The sequence below is a fragment of the Alteromonas sp. S005 genome (genome assembly GCF_036864475.1).
In the GTDB taxonomy this organism is placed as follows: domain Bacteria; phylum Pseudomonadota; class Gammaproteobacteria; order Enterobacterales; family Alteromonadaceae; genus Alteromonas.
The window spans coordinates 1-17,410 of record NZ_JAZETN010000007.1 but is presented as its reverse complement, the minus strand read 5'-3'; the positions used below and the strand labels follow the sequence as shown (position 1 = coordinate 17,410).

General features: G+C 42.3%; 14 protein-coding genes. 1 reads left to right on the top strand and 13 read right to left on the bottom strand.

What is annotated here, in order from left to right; genetic code table 11:
* Positions 1–246: 246 nt before the first annotated feature.
* From htpG to V7R55_RS10040, 13 genes are all read right to left on the bottom strand, one after another.
* Entirely contained in the window at positions 247–2,169 is a 1,923-nt protein-coding gene (gene htpG / locus V7R55_RS10100) for a molecular chaperone HtpG (RefSeq protein ID WP_334059351.1), read from the bottom strand.
* 235 nt (positions 2,170–2,404) lie between these two features.
* The gene (gene recR / locus V7R55_RS10095) at positions 2,405–3,004 is read right to left on the bottom strand and encodes a recombination mediator RecR (protein ID WP_039222833.1); all 600 of its coding nucleotides are present in this window, start codon (positions 3,002–3,004) and stop codon (positions 2,405–2,407) included.
* A gap of 5 nt (positions 3,005–3,009) precedes the next feature.
* Positions 3,010–3,957 (bottom strand): hypothetical protein, encoded by a 948-nt coding sequence (locus V7R55_RS10090; protein WP_334059350.1) that lies wholly within the window; start codon positions 3,955–3,957, stop codon positions 3,010–3,012.
* A 220-nt stretch (positions 3,958–4,177) separates the two neighbouring features.
* Positions 4,178–6,574 carry an EAL domain-containing protein gene (locus V7R55_RS10085; protein WP_334059349.1) on the bottom strand — a complete coding sequence of 799 codons (2,397 nt, stop codon included), beginning with the start codon at positions 6,572–6,574 and terminating at the stop codon, positions 4,178–4,180.
* Between the two features lie 4 nt (positions 6,575–6,578).
* Entirely contained in the window at positions 6,579–9,140 is a 2,562-nt protein-coding gene (locus tag V7R55_RS10080; protein ID WP_334059348.1) for an HWE histidine kinase domain-containing protein, read from the bottom strand.
* A gap of 396 nt (positions 9,141–9,536) precedes the next feature.
* The gene (locus tag V7R55_RS10075; protein ID WP_334059347.1) at positions 9,537–9,866 is read right to left on the bottom strand and encodes a YbaB/EbfC family nucleoid-associated protein; all 330 of its coding nucleotides are present in this window, start codon (positions 9,864–9,866) and stop codon (positions 9,537–9,539) included.
* Positions 9,867–9,904: 38 nt separating this feature from the next.
* Complete coding sequence (gene dnaX / locus V7R55_RS10070; RefSeq protein ID WP_334059346.1) at positions 9,905–12,970, bottom strand: DNA polymerase III subunit gamma/tau; 3,066 nt, start codon at positions 12,968–12,970, stop codon at positions 9,905–9,907.
* A 41-nt stretch (positions 12,971–13,011) separates the two neighbouring features.
* The gene (gene apt, locus V7R55_RS10065) at positions 13,012–13,548 is read right to left on the bottom strand and encodes an adenine phosphoribosyltransferase (protein ID WP_014950051.1); all 537 of its coding nucleotides are present in this window, start codon (positions 13,546–13,548) and stop codon (positions 13,012–13,014) included.
* 22 nt (positions 13,549–13,570) lie between these two features.
* Complete coding sequence (locus V7R55_RS10060; protein ID WP_256253717.1) at positions 13,571–13,693, bottom strand: hypothetical protein; 123 nt, start codon at positions 13,691–13,693, stop codon at positions 13,571–13,573.
* Between the two features lie 153 nt (positions 13,694–13,846).
* On the bottom strand, positions 13,847–14,611 hold the full coding sequence (locus tag V7R55_RS10055) for an HvfC family RiPP maturation protein (RefSeq protein ID WP_334059345.1): 765 nt from the start codon (positions 14,609–14,611) through the stop codon (positions 13,847–13,849).
* Entirely contained in the window at positions 14,608–15,459 is an 852-nt protein-coding gene (locus V7R55_RS10050; RefSeq protein ID WP_334059344.1) for an HvfB family MNIO-type RiPP peptide maturase, read from the bottom strand. The genes V7R55_RS10055 and V7R55_RS10050 overlap by 4 nt, the downstream gene beginning before the upstream one ends.
* A 149-nt stretch (positions 15,460–15,608) precedes the next feature.
* Positions 15,609–16,073, bottom strand: a complete 465-nt coding sequence (locus V7R55_RS10045; protein ID WP_334059343.1) for an HvfA family oxazolone/thioamide-modified RiPP metallophore — start codon at positions 16,071–16,073, stop codon at positions 15,609–15,611.
* A gap of 198 nt (positions 16,074–16,271) precedes the next feature.
* Positions 16,272–17,012, bottom strand: a complete 741-nt coding sequence (locus V7R55_RS10040; RefSeq protein ID WP_334059342.1) for a transporter substrate-binding domain-containing protein — start codon at positions 17,010–17,012, stop codon at positions 16,272–16,274.
* Between the two features lie 95 nt (positions 17,013–17,107).
* Here V7R55_RS10040 and V7R55_RS10035 point away from each other — a divergent pair, with 95 nt between their 5' ends.
* A complete protein-coding gene (locus V7R55_RS10035; RefSeq protein WP_334059341.1) occupies positions 17,108–17,278 on the top strand; it encodes a hypothetical protein in 171 nt (56 codons plus the stop codon).
* Positions 17,279–17,410 lie beyond the last annotated feature (132 nt).

The following is a 17,410-nucleotide window of genomic DNA, read 5'->3' as shown; positions in this document are numbered from 1 at the left end:
AAGACTAATGGCGAATATATGTTCAGCTTATAGGCGTGTTTATAAATTTAAGTCTATACCCATAAGCCAATCGCCCAATAATTCATCTTAAAAGCATGAATTTTGAAAGTGTTAAGTGATTAACTAGCAATTTTTGACTGCCAAAATATAGCACAATAAAGCAGCCCGATTTATTTTTGTTAGTAGTAGACATAAAAAAACGGGCATCGTGCCCGTTTTTAAATGTAAACCTTATTGTTCACTCGACTATTTAGCCAACTTCATCAACAATGTGTTCAAGTTTTGAACAAACGTAGAAGGGTCTTTCAAACTGCCCTGTTCTGACAGTGCTGCTTGGTCGAACAACACACCAACCCACTGGTTGAATAGCTCTTCATCTTGCGTGTCTGCAAGCAGTTTAACTAGGCTATGTTCTGGGTTAAGTTCAAAGTGATACTTCACATCTGGCACGGTCTGGCCAGCCGCCTGCATCAACTTCATCATCTGTGTAGTCATACCATTGTCGTCGGCAACAATAACGGCAGGAGAGTCAGTAAGACGGTGCGTGAACTTAACGTCTACAACCTTGTCACCTAGTGCTGTTTTCGCTCGCTCTAGAACGCCTTCTACTTCTTTTTCTGCTTCTTCTTGCGCTTTCTTAGACTCTTCATCTTCTAAGTCGCCTAAATCTAAGTTTCCTTTCGCGATAGAAACAAATTGTTTCTCGTTAAACTCAGTTAGGTGAGACATTAGCCATTCGTCAATGCGCTCGCCCATTAACAATACTTCGATTCCCTTCTTACGGAAAATCTCAAGGTGTGGGCTAGACTTAGCCGCTTGCAGGCTGTCTGCAGTCACATAGTAAATCTTATCCTGACCTTCTTTCATTCGCTCAATATAATCAGCTAATGAAACCGTTTGTGCGTCAGATTCTCCGTGGGTAGATGCAAAACGCAATAGACCAGCAATTTTCTCACGGTTACTGAAATCTTCCGCTGGGCCTTCTTTTAGTACATTACCAAACTCGTTCCAGAACGACTGGTACTTATCGCTGTCGTTCTTAGCCATCTTCTCAAGCATCTGTAGAACACGCTTAGTACAACCTTGACGAAGAGCTTGGGTAATTTTGTTGTCTTGAAGAATTTCACGAGACACGTTTAGCGGAAGGTCGTTGCTATCTAGCAAGCCTTTCACAAAACGCAGGTAAGTCGGCATAAACTGCTCTGCGTCATCCATGATGAAAACGCGCTGAACGTAAAGCTTAAGACCATGGTTTTGGTCGCGGTTCCACATATCGAAAGGCGCTTTAGAAGGAATGTAAAGTAAGCTGGTGTACTCAGTTTTACCTTCTACTTTATTGTGCGCCCATGCTAGCGGATCAGCGAAGTCATGAGAGATATGTTTATAGAACTCGTTGTACTCTTCATCCGTAATTTCAGACTTTTCACGAGTCCACAGCGCGGTGGCTTTGTTAACCACTTCCCACTCGCCAGGCTGAGCTTCAATTTTCTCACCATCCGGACCTTCACTCTCTGGCACTTCATCTTTCCACATTTGTACAGGAATACTGATGTGGTCTGAGTATTTGCTTACAATTGAGCGTAGACGCCATGTATCGGCAAATTCTTTTTCATCTTCTCGAAGGTGAAGCGTAATCTCTGTGCCGCGAGTCGGCTTGTTGATTTCAGCGATAGTGAACTCACCTTCACCATCTGAAACCCATTCAACACCAGTAGATGCATCAGCACCAGCCGCGCGAGTACGTACAGTAACTTTGTCCGCAACGATAAATGCTGAGTAGAAACCTACACCGAACTGACCAATAAGCTGCGAGTCTTTTGCACTATCGCCTGAAAGCTTGCTAAAGAAATCTTTCGTACCAGATTTGGCTATAGTACCTAGGTTGGCGATGACTTCATCACGAGTCATACCAATACCATTGTCAGTGATCGTAACCGTGTTCGCTTCTTTATCAACGCTAAGTTTTACGTTTAATTCACCATCGTTTTCGTACAAGCTATCATTTTCTAACGCGCGAAAACGCAGTTTATCTGCCGCATCTGCCGCGTTTGACACAAGCTCGCGTAGAAAAATTTCTTTGTTTGAATACAAAGAGTGAATCATCAGTTGAAGAAGCTGTTTTACTTCTGTTTGAAAACCGTGGGTTTCTTTGTGGGCTGCTTCAGCCATAATCCAATATCTCCTCGTTGAATGGATCACGTTTGATGTTAAACAGGTAAGGTCACTCAACGCACTTTTCAACGTTTAGAACGAAAATTTATTTTCTATTCGCAAACTTTTACGAGAAAAGGTCAATACCACTTGTATAACGAGCGAATAGGTAGGAATTAAATTGGAAATGAAGCAAAGATTTTATAAAAAGAGAGCGTGTTATTTTACATGTTTAAAACGCTCTGTATCTTAGTTAAAGTTTGCGGCGACCTGAAAAAGCGTGGGTAAGTGTATTACCGTCAATGTATTCAAGTTCTCCCCCAACCGGTACACCATGAGCAATGCGAGAAGCGTCTACATTGTGACTTGTGCATAGCTGAGCGATGTAGTGCGCCGTTGCCTCACCTTCTACGGTTGGGTTTGTGGCTAGGATAACTTCATTTATCCCACCAGCGGCTAAGCGCGCCTCAAGCTCGGTTAAACCAATTTCCTCAGGCCCAACACCATCTATAGGAGATAAATGTCCCATCAATACAAAATACTGGCCTTTATAACTGAGCGTTTGCTCTATTGCTAATACATCTTGGGGACTTTCTACGATACATAATAAACCGCTCGCTTCTCTTTCTGGGTGGCGACAAATATCGCATAGCTCATCTTCCGTGAACGTTCTGCAACGCTTACAATGATGAATGTGCTCCATGGCATTATGTAGCACATTGCTTAAATCAATCGCACCCGTGCGATTTCGCTCTAGAAGGTGAAATGCCATTCGTTGGGCGCTCTTATTGCCTACGCCGGGAAGACAGGTCAATGCCTGTATTAGTTCTGAGAGTAGCGGGCTGAACTTCATAATGTTTACTGCTTAGGTATTTGTTCGGTTAGTTTCGGGCTTTCGCGGTATTTAATCACGTTACGCTTCACTTGGTCGAGTTTAACTTCGTATACATTGCCGCCAAACAGGCCTTTGTATTCTTCGTCTGTGAACACAAGAGTGTTGTCATCATAGAAAGTTACGGCCTCTTTTTGCGTTACTACACCGAGGTCGATACGAGATACATCGCCGCTAAAGAAATTATCACCTTCAAAATTCTCAAATAACCACAAGCTGGTTGAATCTAATAATACCAGCTTTGTTCTATCAGGGCTTATCGCCGCAGACGTTATCCAACATAGCTTTTCTAGTGTGGTACAGGTTTTAAATTCTCCAATTAACTGCGCGTCGAAATTCGCCGCGTGATCGCCCACTTTGTATAATTTAGTAATGCCATCAAATGGCTTTGTTCTATTCTTCGTGAATAAGTATAGGTTGCGCTTGTATTCCACAAAAGCTTCTAAATCGTAATTTTTATCTTCAGGCTTTACTTTACCTTTTCCCATTTCAGGATAGGTAAACTTAATAATCTCTGCTTCCGTGCTATCTCCCTCGATATCGATAGGGTTTTCAATTTTATAAATAGTAAGCCAGCGACGTTTGTTGTCATTGTTGCCAAAGTCTCCCAAGAAAAAATGACCAAAACTGTTTTGTGTCATGTCTTCCCAATCAACATTTTTAGCATTTGAAACCGTCACCTCTCTTTCTATGCTGCCATCTTTGTTCAACATATATAGAATCGGACCGTCACCGCTATCGTTAATAGCCCAGAGCCTTTTATATTTGTCGAATTCTATTCCAGAAATTTCCTTGAGTTTTGGATCTACCGTTACCGTTTTCATCTTAAACAGTTCATGCACACTCATAAAAAACAACACGGCGGCGATAGGAAGCAAAAGAACCGTGGTGATAACTAAGCCTTTCCTTAGCACTACAAACCTCTATTTAGGGTGATTGGTTTTACATTTTCCCTGCGCTGTTTATGAGAAAAAACTGTCAAAACGGTGGAGGGAATAAAGAATCAATAATATAACGAATAAGGTCAGATTAAAGACCAATTCTAAGCGAAGGAACGATTTAGTGCGACAGGTAAGTTTCTGATGACGTAAAATAATAGTACTTGTGGCTACTCCTTCACTACAACTCGTCGTTTTATGAAATGTGGACAAGCGGTGAAGAATGTTCCGCTTGAAGATATTCCATTAATCCGACCAAGTTCAAAGGCTTTGTAAAATAGTACCCCTGCATGGCTTTGGCACCAATCTCTTTGGCGAAAGATACCTGCTCAATGGTTTCTAAGCCTTCTAACGTGCAAGGCATACCTAGTTTCACACACATAGATACTACATTCTCGATGATAAGCGCTCTGCGTTTTTCTCGCTTATTTTGCAGTGGGAAACCAGGCAGAAGTGAGCGATCAATTTTGATAGCGTCATACGTTTCGTCAGCTAACTCTGATATGCAAGAAAAGCCTGTACCAAAGTCATCGATAGAAACAATGACGCCAAGAGCTTTAATCTTGGTAAGTACGTCTCTTGCCTTTGCACTTTGAAGCGTGGATTCAGTGATTTCGATGACTATGCGTCCAGGATCTATATTATGGAAAGCAAAACGTTCAGCAAACAGCTCTACAACACCATCATTTTGCAACTGTACCGCTGACATATTTAGGTTAAATTTTACGGTTGAAAAACCCCATCCGTTTAATGCTTTGATTGCAAAACAGACTTCGTCTAGCATTAGTAACCCAATATCGTGAATATGCTTTGTGCGTTCAGCTATAGGAATAAACTTATCGGGGCTAATTGGACCATGACTGGGTATGTGCCAGCGAGCTAACGCCTCCACGGCTAAAACCTCTCCGTTAGAATCTATTATAGGCTGAAAATAAGCGGTAATTTGTTTATTTTGAATCGCACTTTTGAGCCCTTGTTGGATAAACAGCCTATACTCGATATTTTTCGAAAGATTTTCGCTGAATGTGACAATATTGTTTTTTCCGCCTTGTTTTGCTGAAAACATTGCGATATCGGCATTTTTTAGCAGCTCTGTTGGCGAGATATTTTCTGTAGATGACGCTAGACCAATACTTGCTGTAATTTGAAAGTCGCCTGATGTTGTATTAAACATTTTGTTCAGTGAAGAAGATAACCGCGAGGTCATTTTTTTCAAAAGCTTATGACAGGTAGTGCTTGTTACAACAACGAATTCGTCACCGCCAAACCTAATCACAGTATCATCATCTCGCAGTGCAGCTTTAAATCGGCTCGCGCATGCTCTTAATATCTCGTCTCCCACCTCATGCCCATGAGTATCATTTATTAGCTTGAATTCATCGATATCGATAAAAATGATTGAGCAGGGCTCACATGATTCACTATAAGTCTCGACAATATTGTTCAAAAAGTTACGGTTCCCTGCACCGGTAAGAGCGTCAGTGAATGCCAGGTACTTAAGTTGACTTTCGGATGACTTTAGCTCTGAAACATCGGTTAGAATAGCGACAAAATTAGTTTCCCCGCTATCAAGTTCGAATGAGGTTACCGACATAGTCAAATGAAACCTTCGTCCTTCTTTTACAATAGTGAGCTCTGTCCTTAAACCGTCTACCAGATAGTCTGGGCGAGGGTCTAGTTTCCGTGCGTTAGGGAAAACATTGTTAATGTGAGTAGATATTAGATGCTCGGCTTGGGTGCTTAGCATCTCGCATAAGGATTGGTTAGCTTTTACTATAAGTCCTTCAGCATCACAGACTAAAACACCTTCTTTAATTTCACTTACAATCTTATCCGCAACGTTCAGGTTTGACTGAGCGTTCTGTAGGATTGATATATCTTGTATGGCACCAATCTGAACATAGTCTTCTCCCCACCCTATATCAGAAAGGACAATCTGAAACCATTTAGTCGGTTGCCCTTCACCTTTTAGCTGCAACGTTGTACGGTAATTCGACTTGAACTTTATCACCTCTTTTAACTCAACTTCCTTTTCTTCGGGAAACAACGAAAGGAAACTGGATATTGGCATTTTGCTTGGAAAATCAAAAAGATTTTCTACACTTTCTATAACGACAGACTGAGTAGAAGTATCAACTTCTAGTACGCCTAACTTCGCAATTTTTGAGGCCATTGCGAAACGCCTATTAGAAGAGGCAAGCGCTTTCTCGGTTTTTTTCCTTTCCAGCGCAACTTGAATAGTTGTTGTAAGCGATAGCACTCCGTAAGGTTTTACGAGATATCCATAAGGGGAGATTGCGAGCGCATTAGATATTGTCGTGTCATCGCAGTAAGAGGTACTAAATACTACTGGCACTTTAAACCTTTCTGTAACGCTTTTCGCAATTCTAATACCAGTATCTGAACCACCCAAATCGATGTCCATCAAAATTAGGTCGGGAATACTTTTTTCAACTAACGCGTACAATTCGCTTTCCGTTTTTGCTATGCCCAATACCCGCATATCTGCTTCAGTGAGCGCCTTTTTAACGTTCATCGCTTCTACTAAATTGTCTTCAACAATAAGTATCAGGGGGCGAGTAAAATCAGTCACAAATTTACACCTTGAAACCAAAAGCTTCGATAGAGCGCTTTAACAATGCAGTGTCGACGGGCTTAGTTAATATATCCACATCAGATAACTCGTCTGGAAGTTCTATTGCTGCTCCATAGCCCGTAATGAAAAGAAAAGGGATTGATAATTTTTGTATCTCGATGCCTAACTGAAAGGTATTTTCATTCCCCAGGTGAACGTCTAGAAACATCATTGAAGGTTTAACTTTCGCTAATGCCGCTCTCGCTGAATTAATGTCACCAAAGATATCGATCTTATCAATGCCCAATTGTTTGAGGTGTTTTTTAAGGTCTAGCGATATAAGCAGGTTGTCTTCAACGATAAGGGCGCTTGTGAGGATTTTTTCGGTGTTAGCTTTACTGTCGGCTTGAGGCTTTTCGTCATGAGTCGCATCATGAGTGCTTGTTTGGCGATTTCCAAACTTTATATATTTACGGGGAATGAGAAACTCTGCATTGAGCCCTGTGATTTTAGTACTCAATGACGTCTTTCCTTTAAGTTCATGGGGAATAACTGATTTTATAACCGTCATCCCGAACCCTTCTTCGCCTAAGCCATGTAAGGGCGGGCCTCCTAGCTCTTCCCATTTAATAATGCAGCCTTTTTCATCTAAGTCCCAGGTTATCGCCACCTTTCCATCGTTACTTGTCGCACTTAAGGCTCCATATTTCGCTGCATTGGTAATCATCTCGTGAAAAACTAACACTATTGGCGTAACAGCAAAGGGCACCAGGTATATATCAGGCCCTTCTATTTTAAAAGACGACTCTTTGATCATATAAGCCTTAAGCTCGTTATGAAGTAGATCCTTGAATCTTACGCTGTTGTACGAGGCATGCGTTAGCTGGTCATGGCCAAGAGCAAGCGCTGAAATTCTTGACGATAAGGAGATAACAAATTCATCGATATCTTTCTTATTTTGAGATGTCTGTCCAATAATCGCGCTTACTAAATTCAAGATATTGCGAACTCGATGATTCAATTCACCAATGAGTAACTCGAGCCTTTTTTTCGCCTCACGTTGCAATTGCTCTTTTTCGTGTAAATGGCGAATTGTTAATTCCATCACTCCGAGTCTAATAGATTTAGCACGTTCAATATCGAGCGTGGTCCAAGGAGTAGAGGTTGACTCATTAGTCTCTACCCATTTCTCAAAACTCGCCCGTGGAGTAAGTACCTCTTCACCGTCCTTCAATTCAACACGCTTCGAAGGATTGCCCGCCCAAGACACTTGGTTGACCACTGAGTTTCTAAAAAGAAAAATATAGTCCATTGGCTGACTAGAGATTTTAAGTGCTAAAACCCCTGCCACTTGAGTATCTGCTAACGAATCATCAATGTCGGCCAAATTATCAAATTGGTGAATTTCCTCATCGGGAAGTTCGGCTAGTATTGCTGTGAGCCGCTTGATTTTCCGAGAGCTAAATGCGGCACCCGATTTAGTATATTCACTGCTAAAAATACAGCCTATGCCGTCGATATCTATGAGCGTCTTAAGCAAAGAAAGTTGTTCTGCAATGGCATTGTTTAATGACCTGCCCAAAGAAAGATTACTAAGTACGCGGGTAAAAGTAGCATTCGCTTTTTCACTAACCCTTATGCGTTCATTAACAAGCCTTCTCGATAATTCTAGTGAAAACATTTCTGCAAAAAGCTCTAGCTGAGCGACTAACCGGCCAGGAATGACTTTTTTACTGTTGTGATGACAAGCAATTAGTCCCCACAATTCGCCTTCAACAATAAGCGATATCGACATAGAAGCGCCAACTTTCATATTCTTAAGATATTGAATATGCACTTCGGACACCGCCCTTAGACGTGAAAGTGAAAGGTCGATAGAGTCTGTATTTTCTTTACCTTTGCCTACAATGTTGTAGGTTTCGCCATTGACATCAGATATGGTTCTAATTAGGTTTTTCTTATAAAGCTGTCTTGCTTGGCGAGGGATATCAGAGGCAGGATAACGCAACCCCAGAAAAGGCGTCATATCGCTAGTGGTAGACTCAGCAATCACCTCGCCTGAACCGTCTGCTAAAAATTGATAGAGCATTACCCTATCATGGCCCGTCGCTGTTCTTACACTTTCAACCAAACCTTGATAAAGGTCATCAAGCTCAGAAAACATTGACATTTGAGCCATAAGCGCAGTGATAACGCCCTCGTATTTGCCAGCACTTTCTAGCTTTTCAAATTCAAGAATTAAATGTTCGGCACTTTGATGAATACACAAGTCGAATTTGTCTTCAAAATACGGTATTGAAATTGAATGAAGGTAGGTTGCTTTACTAAGAATCATCGCCTGGCTCTGCGCGCCTCGAATAGCATGCACAAGTTTGCGGTCGAGTAAGTCCCACAGACTTTGACCGATTAGGTTATCACGAGACACATTAGCGAAATGCTCTAGGTTCTCGGATAAATGGGTAACCACGCCCGCTTTATCAACAATAATCATGAAACCGTGCTTCTGTATCTTACCTAAAAGATGAATCGGTTCTTTATCGCATTGATTCACTAATGATAAAAGTTCGCTAGCTTTGTTGTGCATTATATTTGTTCCAACCCATTTTTTAGACGACTCTATCAAAAGTCTAACTTCTATCAATTTTTAGAAAACACTCCATAGAAAAACTTTAAGAGCAAAGCAATTTAAATATAGACTAGGAATTGGTTAACCTAAACTTTTTATGCGCTTTTATTAATATTAGTGTAGATATAAACAAACGTGTGTGTTTAGGATGAAAAGCGTGAATAATGGGATGGAAATGCCGTTGCTCGAGTCTATGCTGGCGAATTAGATTTAGCGCCGGGTGTAATTAGAAGATCATTAGGTGCGTCAAATATGAAGAGCGAATGTTAAAAAGCTCCGGTATAGAACCAGAGCTTCATAAGAACTTACCACTTGCTGATGCATTAAAGCCCAGCGCGTATGAATGTTTAAGGTCTAGAAACCCGGCATTTTGAAGCCAGGAGGTAATGGCATACCGCCAGTTACATCACCCATCTTCTCTTTGCTCGTCTCTTGAACGCGACGGACCGCGTCATTAAAGGCTGCGGCAACCAAGTCTTCAACCATGTCTTTGTCATCGTCCATCAATGAATCATCAATGTCTACACGGCGTACATTATGATTACACGTCATGGTTACTTTAACCATGCCTGCACCCGCTTCACCGGTTACTTCAATTTTAGCTAGGTCATCTTGTGCTTTTTGCATGCGCTCTTGCATTTGCTGCGCCTGCTTCATGATATTGCCCATTCCACCTTTAAACATAATTTTTGTCTCGCTTCGTTTTGGTGTTAATAATTTTGCTATCGCGCTTTAACCGAATCGGTTAGCACTGACGCATCGAAAGTCGATAGCAATGCTTGAATTGTATCGTCGGTTTTAATCACCGAGTGTGCATGCGCGTGGCGCATGGCATGAATCTCTTGTTGTAACGCAAAAGGTGTAGATGCTGGTTCACCTAACGTGATATTTACTTCAACGTTTTCACCCACCCCATGATGAATTGCATCAACCAATTGCTTTCTCGCACTATCATTTAATAAATGCGTCTGACTGTGGTCAATTTCAAGGGACACTTGATTGCCCGCTCGAGAAAATGATGCGTGCAGCACCAATTGTTTGAGTAGACCGGCAACCGGCATTTGCTCAACTAGATTGCTCCACTCGTCAATCTGGCTTGCGTGAGTTAACTTGCTTCCATCACTCAAGTAGGCTTTTAACTGCCCGTCATAGGTACTGCTTAGTGGCGTGTCAAAATTGAGTGCATCCCGTGCAAAAGAACGCTCGCCGCCATTATTCGCTTGTTCTGGAGTATTGTCGTAATTTGCATGACTATTTAAATGGGCCTCATGTTGAGGTGCCTGATTATCGTAATCTGTAGCCCAAAGAGGCACATCTTCGTTAGGCCTTACTTGACTTGGCTCCGCTTCAGCATCGTCATTTGAAAAAGGCATATCCTCTTCAAATTCATCTAAAGTAAAGTCACTCGTGTCGTTTCCGCTAGCATGATTCCTTTCAGATTCACCAGTTTGCAAAGCGTCAGAAGAGTAAGCCTGAAAGCTGTCTAAAGGTAAGCCTGAATTTGCACTTTGTTGAGGCTCTTCATCGTGTGCAGTGGTATTGCCTTTGTACTCTGAATTACCATCGATAGGCTCAGGGCTTTTGCCTGCAGGCTCAGGTCTATGACTTGGAAGCTCAGAGCCACTATTTAAGGACAAAGGGCTGTCCCCAGACCCAATAGGGTCTACATCATCAGTCTCAATTTCGTTACCGGCACTGTCCTGCTCAGCACTATTGTCATCACTCTTGCTAATTTCATTTGCAGCTTGTGCTGTGCTCAAAGCGTCGGCTTTACTTCTTGTAAAACGCGCTTGAATATCACTTGCACTTTCGGTCTTAGCATTTGCTGCGCTGGTACTTTTTGCTTCTGCGTCTTGTACTTTCCTTTGCTTTAACTTCTGACGAAGTGCCAACATATCAGCCGTAGAAGTAAGCTGCTCTTCGGCGGTTAATGAGGACGCTTCATTCTCGTGCGCCAACGAATCGCTGGTTTTATCAGAGCCTTTAGCGTTATGAGAGCCCTCAACGTCATAAGAGCCCTCAGCGTCATAAGAGCCTTCAGCGTCATGAAAACCATCAATACTTAAAGAGCCATCATCTTCTGACGGAGGTGGCATATCATCCATGTAAGCATCTAACGGAGGCCCATCGAAATGTTGTGCTGCTTCGTTATGAGGCGCACTGACTTCACTTGGCGATAGTTTAAGCTCTGCGGCAACGCTTTCTGTTTGTACCGCGGTGTTTTCTACGGGTAGTTCTTCAATAGACGAAGTTGGAGCTGGCTTTACGGATTCATCATCATGTGGAGCATCACGCTCAAGTGCTGTTGTTTGAATCGACGTTGCACCTGACTCTGAATGAGGTAGCGCCGACAGAGTATCACTACCACGCAACTCGCTTTCATCAACAACGGCATATTCCTGCTCTTGCCGTGGCTCAAATTGAGACGTCGATAGAGGCCGTTCTTGCTTCTCTTTTTCAATTATTGATGCAGCGAGTGAATCAGGGGTAGATGGCGCACTTTCTGACGACTGAGCAGAGGCAGATTCAACTGATAGATGTGAAGGCGTCTCCTCCTGCACCTTGGTTGCAGAAGTTTCGCTTAACGGCGCTTCCTCCTGCTTACCGACGTTTCCCGGGCCACCACTGGAAGAAGCATGATCTACAGGTAAACTATGCTCACTCCTCCCGTTTTCAATTTCACTTGCGGTGTCGTCGATGGGGGTGTTTGGAGCAAATGCCATCATTCGCATCAATGTCATTTCGAACGCACTTTTTCCATCCGCAGCAAACGGTAGGTCTTTTCTTCCTTGCAGCGCGATTTGATAAAGCAACTGCACTTGCTCTGCTGGAATAGTTTTCGCTAATTGAAATATCGCTTTAGCCGATGTGGTTTCTAGCTTACATGCTTCAGGCACCCACTGGGTTAACGCTATTTGGTGCAGCAGGCTAGCCAATTCGCTGTGTACGTTGTCATAATCGGGGGCTTGCTCTGCGATGTCATTGACCAACTGCAATACATCAGCAGGACTTTTACTTACTACCGCATGAACCACTTTAAGCAACTGGTTCTTGTCCATCAGACCAAGCATATCGGTTACCACCGATGCCAGCACTTGATTCCCGCCCTGAGCAATCGCTTGGTCAGTTAAACTCAGCGCATCACGCATACTGCCTTGGGCGGCTCTTGCCAAAAGCGCTAGCGCTTGTGGCTCGAAAGGTAGCTGTTCATGCTCTAAAATATGCTGCAGCTGTCCAACAATCTGCTCCCGAGACATAGCTTTCAAGTTAAATTGCAAGCAACGGGATAAGATGGTTATCGGAAGCTTTTGAGGATCGGTGGTCGCCAGTAAAAACTTAACGTGTGGAGGTGGCTCTTCCAGCGTTTTTAACAGCGCATTAAAGCTGTGTTTTGAAAGCATGTGTACCTCATCGATAAGGTACACTTTGTAACGCCCGCGAGTGGGTTTATATTGCACGTTATCAAGAAGCTCACGAGTATCCTCAACTTTGGTTCTTGATGCAGCGTCAATCTCTAACAAATCAACGTAGTTCCCCTGCTCTATCTCTTTACAGGTGTTACATTGACCGCAAGGGTTTGCCCCTTGTCCTTCTTCGCAGTTAAGGCTTTTCGAAAAAATACGTGCAATGGTAGTTTTACCTACGCCTCGCGTACCTGTAAACAGATAAGCGTGGTGTAGACGATCGTTATCCAAAGCATTTGAAATGGCAGAGACAACATGTTCCTGACCCACAAGTTCACTGAACTTGCCCGGTCGCCACTTCCTTGCTAGTACCTGATAACTCATTATTACGTATTTCGCCTTTTGCTAGTTATGCTTTATAGCAATTATTCGCCTTCAAACTCACAAATAGAGTAGCTTTCTATATCAAGCGTACTCAATTTTTTCTCGCCACCTAGGTCCGGTAAGTTAATAACAAAACCTGCATGATTTACTTCACCGCCTAGTGAACGAATTAGTTTCGCAGAAGCGGCTATCGTTCCACCAGTTGCAAGTAAATCGTCAATAAGAAGGACTTTATCACCTGGCTCAATGGCATCTTTATGGATTTCCAATGTATCCATGCCATATTCAAGCTCGTAGCTCTCGCTAACTACTTCACGAGGAAGTTTGTTGGGTTTTCTCACTGGAACAAAACCAATGCCCATTTCGATGGCCAATGGCGCACCAAAAAGGAACCCGCGTGCTTCAGTACCTGCTATCTTGGTAAATCCCATACCTTGATACTTTTCTACAAGTAACGAGATACAGCTACTAAATGCTTTGTGATCTTCTAAAACGCTAGTCACATCTCTAAATAAAATACCTGGCTTTGGATAGTCAGGTACGGTTTTCACTACTGATTTAATATATTCTGCAGTCACAATTATGCCTTGAATGTCTGCGTTATAACCAGAAGGTGAACCAGCCGGCGATGATATGCATCAACGGGAACGCGATTAGAGTTACTAGCGATGCTAGAAAGTACCACTTGTTATAGACTTCTTTGAAATCTGAATTGTCAGCCATTTGCACTACCTAAACAATTTTGTGAACAAAAAAATGGTGCTAAATGTTAATCGAAAGCAAGCCCGATTGACAGCGCTAATATGATCGATCGCTCACTTTCAGACCAGATCCTGGCGAAAGTTTAATATAAAGCAGGTAAATAGTAATGGTTACTTAGGATACTGGAAGCAGTATTCCTTTTTGTAACATGTCAGTGAGGGTCTGGTTCATACCATTTATAAGCACGTTTGAAGGAATTTGGGGAAGTTGTTGGCACAACGACTCCGCTAATTGCTCTATTTCCATTCCCAGTTCATTTTGTTCCAGCGTGTTGACTAAAATAGCCGTCACCGGATTAACATGAGTAAATTGAACGTCAAACTCACGGTCTCTGTAAACAACGTAAAACTGCTGTTCTTGGGCAGGTTGCTCTGGGATATAATCTTCACCAATTAAATGGACTTCAAACTGATATGCCGCCAACGAGGCATACGGTGACACCCTAATGGCGGAAACATTGTTTTCTTGCTGATAGAACTCAACATTAACTTCATTTTTTCTGATACTAACGTCAAGCTCTAGCCACTCATAGTGAGCAAGCTCCGCAGCAAAGTCAGGCAGAGTAATATCGAAGGTTGGCTCTGTTGAAAGGTACTCAACGAACTCTTTACTTATTTCAGCAAAATAAGGAGAGCGGCATTCGTGCTCAATAAAAAACTGACGCACAATACTCTCCCATCCTTTTTCACCATACTGTTTTACCACAATAGATTTTAAAACGGGAAAACCGGTACTGACGAAATTATCGATGTTGTTAAAAAACAGGGATTGATAGATTTTCATCCGACGAATGTGATCAGCGTCGGTATCACAAAATGTCTGTGGGTCTTTGATCGCATCAACGAATGTTTTTTGAGTGGTTTGAAATGACTGAGTCACGCGACACTTCCTTTAACGTTTGATGCTCGAACAGCTTCGCATTTTGCTTGAATTTGCTTAATTTTCTTCACTTCCGCTAATAATTCGCTTAACGGGGGAATATTAAAATCACGCTCTAGCAAAGTCGGAAATACGCCGTGAGTGAGGTAAGCATGCTCCATCAGCGCCCAAACTGGCTCAATGACATCAGCCCCGTGAGTATCAACTTTCAAATCCTCTGCTTCATCATAATGACCAGCAATATGGCCATACACAATTTTGTCTGAGGGCAAGCCGTTAATAAACGCTTTCGCATCGTATTTATGGTTGATACTGTTCACGTAAACATTGTTTACGTCGAGAAGCATTTTGCAACCCGATTCATTTAGTATGCTCTTGGTAAATTCAAGTTCATCCATCTCTTGGCCTGGCGCAATGTAATAAGAGACATTTTCTAAGACCAGCGGTCGTTCAATGATATCTTGAACTTGAACAATTCGAGATACTACGTGCTTAATTGCGTCTTCAGTAAAAGGAATTGGCATCAGATCGTACATATGACCGTTGCCAGAACAAAAGCTTAAGTGCTCGCTATACAATGCAATATTGTTTGCATCTAAAAATCGCTTAACGGTTTTTACAAACTCGACATCTAGTTTGTCGCTACTTCCGATAGACAAAGATAAACCATGAGTTGTAAAGGGAGCTTGCGAAGACGCTTGCTGAAATTGTTCTTGGTACTTCCCACCAAGTGGGATCCAATTTTCAGGGGCTACTTCCCAAAAATCGACTTCAGATGGCAATGTAGGTAAAAGCGCTTTTAGCATTTCCCGACGAAACCCAAGACCTGCGCCACAGATGTTTTTCATATCTTCCCCTTTACCGCATGGGATTGCACAATAGTAACGTACGTTACTAGACAAAAAAGGCCATCATTCGACAGCCATTTTTTGCTAAGCGTAACTCGTGTAGCCTTCATCATTCTTTTTCAAGCTACACGATGTTTTTTGAATGGCGGTTACATGCTACCGCATTTGCCTTCGCCGCACTTGCCTTCTTTACCAGCTTTCTTGTCGCCGCCACATTTACCTTCGCCGCACTTGCCTTCTTTGTCAGCTTTCTTGTCTCCGCCGCACTTACCTTCGCCACACTTGCCTTCTTTCTCTGCTTTCTTGTCGCCGCCGCATTTACCTTCGCCGCACTTGCCTTCTTTCTCTGCTTTGTCGCCGCCACATTTACCTTCGCCACACTTGCCTTCTTTTTCAGCTTTCTTGTCGCCGCCGCACTTGCCTTCTTTCTCTGCTTTGTCGCCGCCACATTTTCCTTCGCCACACTTGCCTTCCGCAGCGAATTGGCTGTAACCAGATTCTAATGCTTGCATACCAAATGGATTTACATCTGCTACTGCAACCGTTGACGCCAAAGAGCCAATTACAACTGCACCCAACGCTGTCGCTACTGATGATTTTTTGATTTGTTTCATTGTTCTACCCTCAATAATATTAGTCATGTTTGACGTACAGTAAGCACGTGTACTTAAGAAGACCTTCCTACCCGCAACGAAATTTCATAAAAGTTAACTTTTTTCCAAGTAAACACTATATCAATGATTTTGTTTAAATTTATTAAGGTACACAAAAGCGCTTACTAGCACTTCATCATTTATAAAGTGACGGTTCTGTTACTTATTCATAGTTTGAATTTGTTCGATCACCGTATTACTTTCAGAAAGCTTAAATAGACCTGTTAGTTTTTCGATTAACTCAGATTTCCTTTTACTCTTGTTAGATACAGCAAAGAAAGTTGGAATATCGCGACGCATTGATACCGTTAAACCACTAACATTATCGGGGTCACGTTCTATGTGATAGAGATAAGGCGCTTCATAACTTACTAGGTGCGTTGTGCGAGCAAATTGAAACAGTTGAATAGCGTCAGTACTATTAGGCATATCAAAAAATGTATAGCCGCTATCTGCAAGTTCTTGCCTCAACCCAACATAATCATAACCTCTTATTGCAGCGACAGTTTTGCTACCCTCTAGGTGTGTATTTGTCAACAACACTAACGATAGGTAGCTAAACGGCTTTTCAACAAAAGTTACATGGTCTTCTAATGCTTTGGTGCTTTTAACATTAAGGGTTATGTCTACTTTACCTTGTCGAATTCGCTTAAAAAGACGAGCGGGAGGCGGGCACTCTACTATTACTTTATACCCTACTAACTCAAGAATCGTCCTAGAAATAGTTACAGCGTCGCCGTGACAACCAAACCCTTCATTATTTTTAATAACCAACGGAGGGAACTCAACTACCCCAAGTACGATGGTATTATCTTTACTGAGAGGTTCGCTTGCTTCCTGTCCATTTACAAAACTCGACAAAAACAACAAGACAACAGCCAAACTAATTTTCAAGAACATTGGAAGCCACTTTCTAAAAGTCGAAGCGTTTACTATCGTTAGACTCTTTATATTAAAACTAGTGAATAAAAGATAGATGAGCAAGAAATCAATACATGTCAGCAGGTATCAATTACTTTACGGTGCAGTTTCGAACTCTTGAAAGAAGCGCTATAGAAGCAAGCCCCACAAACCGAAGCATAACCCCAGCAAATAGTGGGGTCAGAGTACTTTTCTCTGATTTAGCTGTACCAGAAGGCATGGGTACTTTGTCTCGGTTCTGGTAACCTAGGTAATAAAGTACTCTGACCCTAATTTGAGGTTTTGTTGCTGGGAGAAAGGGGAATAACGTACTCTGACCCCACTATTTTTGTTTCTTCCAAACGCAAAAAACCCGCCGTAAGGCGGGTTTCTTTTAT

Coding starts and splice junctions, on each gene's coding strand:
- htpG (WP_334059351.1), bottom strand. CDS start 2,169: ATGGCTGAAGCAGCCCACAAAGAAACCCACGGTTTTCAAACAGAAGTA.
- recR (WP_039222833.1), bottom strand. CDS start 3,004: ATGAAGTTCAGCCCGCTACTCTCAGAACTAATACAGGCATTGACCTGT.
- V7R55_RS10080 (WP_334059348.1), bottom strand. CDS start 9,140: ATGCACAACAAAGCTAGCGAACTTTTATCATTAGTGAATCAATGCGAT.
- V7R55_RS10075 (WP_334059347.1), bottom strand. CDS start 9,866: ATGTTTAAAGGTGGAATGGGCAATATCATGAAGCAGGCGCAGCAAATG.
- dnaX (WP_334059346.1), bottom strand. CDS start 12,970: ATGAGTTATCAGGTACTAGCAAGGAAGTGGCGACCGGGCAAGTTCAGT.
- V7R55_RS10060 (WP_256253717.1), bottom strand. CDS start 13,693: ATGGCTGACAATTCAGATTTCAAAGAAGTCTATAACAAGTGGTACTTT.
- V7R55_RS10050 (WP_334059344.1), bottom strand. CDS start 15,459: ATGAAAAACATCTGTGGCGCAGGTCTTGGGTTTCGTCGGGAAATGCTA.
- V7R55_RS10045 (WP_334059343.1), bottom strand. CDS start 16,073: ATGAAACAAATCAAAAAATCATCAGTAGCGACAGCGTTGGGTGCAGTT.
- V7R55_RS10040 (WP_334059342.1), bottom strand. CDS start 17,012: ATGTTCTTGAAAATTAGTTTGGCTGTTGTCTTGTTGTTTTTGTCGAGT.
- V7R55_RS10035 (WP_334059341.1), top strand. CDS start 17,108: ATGTCAGCAGGTATCAATTACTTTACGGTGCAGTTTCGAACTCTTGAA.